The sequence below is a fragment of the Dethiosulfatibacter sp. genome (assembly GCF_983023055.1).
Genome location: NZ_CEZJXU010000120.1, coordinates 1 through 5866 on the forward strand (window position 1 = coordinate 1; position 5866 = coordinate 5866).

6 protein-coding genes are annotated in these 5866 nt (G+C 35.0%); 2 read left to right on the forward strand and 4 right to left on the reverse strand.

The window, feature by feature from the left end; all coding sequences use genetic code 11:
* On the reverse strand, nt 1-1057 hold a 1057-nt coding region (locus tag AC3AX0_RS05760; RefSeq protein WP_487549352.1), incomplete at its 3' end, for a glycerol dehydrogenase.
* Nucleotides 1058-1397: 340 nt separating this feature from the next.
* Between AC3AX0_RS05760 and AC3AX0_RS05765 the strand changes: the two genes are divergently transcribed.
* Together AC3AX0_RS05765 and AC3AX0_RS05770 are read left to right on the forward strand one after the other, a co-directional pair.
* A complete protein-coding gene (locus AC3AX0_RS05765; protein WP_487549353.1) occupies nt 1398-2645 on the forward strand; it encodes a sensor histidine kinase in 1248 nt (415 codons plus the stop codon).
* Nucleotides 2646-2648: 3 nt separating this feature from the next.
* Nucleotides 2649-3692, forward strand: a complete 1044-nt coding sequence (locus AC3AX0_RS05770) for a response regulator transcription factor (protein ID WP_487549354.1) — start codon at nt 2649-2651, stop codon at nt 3690-3692.
* Between the two features lie 49 nt (nt 3693-3741).
* Here the strand turns inward: AC3AX0_RS05770 and AC3AX0_RS05775 are convergent, their stop codons facing one another.
* From AC3AX0_RS05775 to AC3AX0_RS05785, 3 genes are all read right to left on the reverse strand, one after another.
* On the reverse strand, nt 3742-4878 hold the full coding sequence (locus AC3AX0_RS05775) for a DUF362 domain-containing protein (protein WP_487549355.1): 1137 nt from the start codon (nt 4876-4878) through the stop codon (nt 3742-3744).
* 18 nt (nt 4879-4896) lie between these two features.
* Entirely contained in the window at nt 4897-5559 is a 663-nt protein-coding gene (locus tag AC3AX0_RS05780) for a DUF6144 family protein (RefSeq protein ID WP_487549356.1), read from the reverse strand.
* Between the two features lie 139 nt (nt 5560-5698).
* On the reverse strand, nt 5699-5866 hold a 168-nt coding region (locus AC3AX0_RS05785; RefSeq protein WP_487549357.1), incomplete at its 5' end, for a 4Fe-4S binding protein.

Sequence of the window (5866 nt, forward strand, 5' to 3'; positions counted from 1 at the left end):
TGATTGCAGCATATACTACCTTTGCATCTATTGGACAAGGCATGTTGAATATTGTTTCTCCTTCTGCACATGAAGCCTCTGCAACCTTCATGATTTCTTCATGTTTAACTTCTTTCACTCCCATTTCTTCCAATGTAGTTGGAAGTCCAACAGACTTGCAGAAATATATAACTTCTTCAAGCTCCGCCATAGGTGCGTTTTCTATAACAAGTTGTGCTATCGTTCCAAAAGCAACTTTTTCACCGTGATACAAGTGATGACATTCTTCCAAAACTGTAAATCCATTATGAATTGCATGAGCTGCCGCAAGTCCACAACTTTCAAATCCGATTCCACTAAGTAAAGTATTTGCTTCTATTACTTTTTCAACAGCCGTAGTAACACATTTAGCTTCAGCAGCAAGCTTAGCCTTGTATCCCTCTTCTATAAGCGTATCGTAGCAAAGTTTTGAAAGTGCATATGCTGCTCCAGTTGCAGTTCCACCAGCCATAGTAGATGCTCCAGAAATTACACACGCTCTTGCTTCAAAATATGTTGCAAGTGCATCTCCCATTCCTGCAATCGTAAGTCTTGCAGGTGATGCTGCTACAACTTCAGTATCCATAACTACAGCTTCAGGATTTTTAGGAAGAACAAGATATTCATCAAACTCTCCGTTTTCCTTATATATTACAGACAAAGCACTACATGGAGCATCAGTAGATGCTATAGTTGGTACAATTACTATAGGCACTCCCATATAATGTGCAACCGCTTTTGCTGTATCAAGCGTTTTCCCGCCACCTACACCCGCAACAACGTCAATTCCCTTTGCAACACATATTCCTTTTACTCTCTCTATTTCAACCTTTGAACATTCTCCACCAAATGTTTCGAATTCCACTTTAGAATCAGTTCCTTCATAACTTGAATTGATTTTATCTCCAATTCTTTTTATTCCTCTTTCAGATGCCAGTACAAGTACATTGTGTCCCAATGTGTTTGTGTATTTTTCCAGTTTTCCAAGTTCTCCAGGTCCCTGTACATATTTACTAGGTGATATAAGTATCTTGCTCATCAATGTTTCCTCCAAAATTTAATTTGTATTATGAATCTATTTGTTAACAATATATCAATTAAATACAATTCATACAATACAATTTATTGCCTTTAACAGGTTATTTTTTACCTTTCCTGTTTTTTTCATGTTTATATGGAAAATACACCAAAAAGTCAATCATCCTTTATTTTCTCCGTCGAAATAGGTCTAATTTGTTAATTTTTACCCTCTTATGTCAATTAATTCTCTTATAACGGGTAATAATTTGTTGTATCATTATATGGTAGCTTGATATAATTACTTAGACTAGGACAAGGGTACTAGACTATTTATTATGCTAAATTCCTTTGGAGGATTAATGAAAAACCTAATGAATATTAAGGATTTTATTGACATTGAAATACTACAGGACATACAGGACCAGTTTTCTATTGCAACAGGCATTGCTTCGGTAACTGTAGACCAAAAGGGAAAACCCCTTACAGTCAGAAGTAATTTCTCACACTTTTGTTCAATTGTAAGAGGCAACGAAGAAACGAAAAAAAAATGTCATCAATGTGATGCCCATGGTGGTCTTCAGGCTACTATTGCTGGTAATCCTCATCTTTATAAATGTCACATGGGTATAATTGACTTTGCTGTACCCATAACTGTACAAGACAATTATCTCGGTGCTATTCTAGCCGGTCAGGTAAGAATCGAAGAAGATGACAATAACATTCCATCTATCATTGGAGAATCAGATTATAAAATAGAAAATAATCCTAATCTTCTAAAAGCTTATAACGAACTTACTGTCACTTCCTATGAGAAAATCCAGGCAGCTGCTAAAATGATGCATGGAATCATAAACTATATTGTGGAAAAAGAATATGTAAATCTCATACAGGAAGAGTTGAATTCAAACAATTTAAAACTAATGGAAACCATAACAGTCAAGTCTGAACTAGAACGTTCATTAAAGGAAGCTGAACTTAAAGCTTTGAGAGCACAGATAAATCCCCATTTTCTTTTTAATGTTCTAAACACCATAGGTAGACTTGCCCTTATAGAGAATGCCGAAAAAACCGAAAATATGATATATTCATTTTCTGACATGATGAGATATACTCTCAAAAAAACTGCAAATGAAACTGTATCTTTAAAAGAAGAAATAACCCATGTTTCAAATTATCTTTCAATCCAAAAACTAAGACTGGGAAGCAGACTTAATTATGAAATCAATATTCCGGAAGAATATTATGAAATTGATTGTCCCTTCATGACAATTCAACCTCTTGTTGAGAACTCAATAAACTATGTAATAGAAAAGAAAAATGAAGGCGGAACAATAGTCATTGAAGCAAAAGCTGAAGGAGAAAATATTATTTTATCCATATCAGATGACGGTGAAGGTATGGATCAGAGTACAATTAATGATACACTGGACGGAACCATTTACAAGAAAAATGGTAACAGTGGAATTGGTATATACAATGTTCACAAGAGACTGATGTACTATTTTGGATCTGAAAGAGGACTTAAAATTGTAAGTTCAACGGGAAATGGAACAAAGGTATTGATTACCATTCCCTTAAATAAATCTAAAAACAATACGGAAGGCTAATATATGTGTAGAATACTGCTTGTAGAAGATGAAAGCATAGAAAGAGAAGCACTAAAAATAATAATTTCAGAATATTTCAATGAAGCTGAAATAGTAGGTGAGGCAGCAAACAGTGATGAAGCCATTGCTATAATTGATGCCAAAGAAATAGACCTTATTTTTATGGATATAAATATTCCAGGAATCAATGGTTTGGAAGTTAGCAAATATGTGAAAAACAAATATCCTAACTGTTCAATTATTATAACAACAGCCCATGATGAATTTGAATTTGCACACACTGCCATAAAAATCCATGTGGATGACTATCTTCTAAAACCAATTCGTAAAGAGAAAATCAAGAATGCTATTGAAATATATGGGAAAAGTAAACCACTTAAAAAAAATGACCGCTTTGAAAAGTTCATAACTGAAATATCAAATGATATACTAGAGCACAAATATTTTGATACTGTATATAAATCAAAAGAACTGATTGATTGCATATACAGCAATAACTTCGAAAATCTAAACAATCTTTGGCAAAAAACTGCCGAAGCGGTAAGTAAACTTGAAGAAACCACAAAAAGTCTTAAATTAAAAAGACAATCTAATATCGAAAGCCATGCGCTTTACCTTAAAAACAACTATAAAATATATACTAATAAATACTTGGTTACCCAAACTTTTATAGATTTCATAAACTCAATATTCAACGAAATCTATTCAATGGACAATGATTTCAATGGAAATATAGAAAAAATCGCAGCTTATGTGCATATACATCTCAAAAATAATCTCTCCCTTGAAGAAATTTCGGATTTTTATAATGTCAGTCCCTATTATATGAGCAAACTCTTTAAAAAAGAAATAGGTACAAACTTTGTAGAATATGTTTCAAACAAAAAAATAGAAATGGCTAAGGAATTACTTGAATATACTGATGACAGAATAGTCAATATTGCTCTAAACCTTGGTTTTAGCGAACCAAACTATTTCAGCAAGGTATTTAAAAAGACAGTCGGAAAATCTCCAACTGCCTACAGAAACGAAATCAAAGCAGGCTAATGCCTGTTTTTTTTGCTTACTAAAATTAATATGTACAAAACAACTTGTCCTACCTGAAAATCAACTTCGCCAATACAGGCTTCTTGATATCTATAGCCTTCACAGGACACAACTCCTGGCAACAAAAACAGCTTATACATCCTGTGTAGTCCACTATGGGCTTACCATCAATCATCTCTATTACCTTTGGTGGACAGTTGGCGGCGCAGTCTCCACAGCCTACGCATGTGTCAAAATTAAAAACAGGTTTGGATTTGAGTCTTTTAACCAGGAATTTAATGACTGGTTTTGGTATGCTTCTAAAGGTGTCCCCGCTTGATGGAGGCATTACAAAATCATTAATCCTAAATTCCTCAATATTGTCTCCTGCAATATCAACATCTTCCATTGAATCACTGCTTAATCCTCTCTCGACGGCTTTTCTCAAAGAAGGTACATCCTGAACCTTCAGTCCGATAATATCACAGGCAGTCTTGTCAAGGTCGTAGGGATTTTCAGAAGCAATTATGATACCAATGTCACGAGGACTTCCCGCCGAAGGTCCGGCTCCCTCCATCCCAGTTATTCCATCCATTATATGAAGAATTGGCTTTATGGATTCACATATATCTATAAGTGCATTTGAAAAATCACCTATTTCCGGCATTTTTACATGGTATTCAGCCTTGATGGTGCCCGGAATAAGGCCGAAAAGGTTCTTGACGGCTCCAGTATAAACTGCAAATCCATGTGTCTTAAGCTTAGGCAGATTTATTATCTTGTCCACGTCATTAATCATATCCGTAAGTATCACCTTGTTTAAAAGAATTGCATTTTCAAATTCAGTGTAGTAAGACGCAAGGTTAAAATTCAGGGATGCTCCTGATTTTTCAGCTGCATCTTCCATTCCAGTTGATTTGTATATATTTTTCATCCTGCTTTCCATAAAAGGTCCACCTGGACTGTCGCCTATTATAACTTCAGCTCCTTTTGATATGAGTATATCGGCCAGTGCTTGAACAAATACGGGATTGGTTGTCGTGGCCTCCTCAGGGATCTTCTTCATAAGAAGATTTGTCTTTAGCAGCACCCTGTCTCCCTTCAATACAAACCTGTCAATTCCTCCCAGGTTATCAAAGGTTTTCATCAATGATTCTTTTAGTTTATCATAATCATATTCACTGCATTTCACTAATGATACGGTCATATTTCCCTCCAGTCTGTTTTAAATTCCCAATATCTTTATCTCAATGGAACAAACTTCATCGCCACTCATTATAGATTTGAGTATCTTCACATCAACATCTTTTCCTGTGATTTTTTCCCATATGTCCTTGTAAAAGCCTGCGCCGCAGTAGCAGTATTCAACATCTATGCGTTCATCCTTTAAAAGCATTTTCCTTACTCTTGGACAATGGCAATAGAAATAGTTCTTCTCTTCCCTGCTGCAAGTTTCAAAATATTTTTGGAATTCCTTGGGTATCTTGGTAGCAATAATTGTATTACCATCCAGAACACCTGCCGATCCCCAGCCTTTTTCAATAATCATTTCCACCTGGTCATCTGTCAGATTTTTATATTCCTTGATCTCCCTTTTGAAGTTACTTTCAAAGGTTTTATGCACCAGCTTAAGATCATTAGTGTTTTCATACAGCTCGTGAAGTTCCATAAGCTTGTCTTCCGGATAATGACAGGCTGCCGAACACATAATATCCATTATTTCATCAGGGTTAAATCTTTCCTTAAGGCTGCTCATTAAGCTTTTGGACCAGTAAATCAGGTCTTCTGAATTTTCTTCCGGAAATAAGTCATCAACGCTTTTTTTCATGTTTGTTACGGTTTTCCTTATCTTTTCTCTCCAGTTTTTCTCAAAATCCGAATTAGCCATAATATTTCCTCACACTCTTTATATATGAATTAATTTTTTTCATCACTTAATTTTACCTTATTTTATGTAAATTGTCATTCAAATCCAAAATAAAAACACCATCCAGGTAATATAGACAGTGTTTCCGATAATTTTATTATTATCTCATTGCAACTGCATGATGTGGACAATAGGAAACACATTTTCCGCATCCAGTACATTTTTCCTCGTTTATAGTTAGTTCCCCCATAAATAATCCCTTCTTTTCAACTGCTTTCGCGGGACATATCCTCTTTACAGGGCAAAATGGGGATTTATCACATACTGA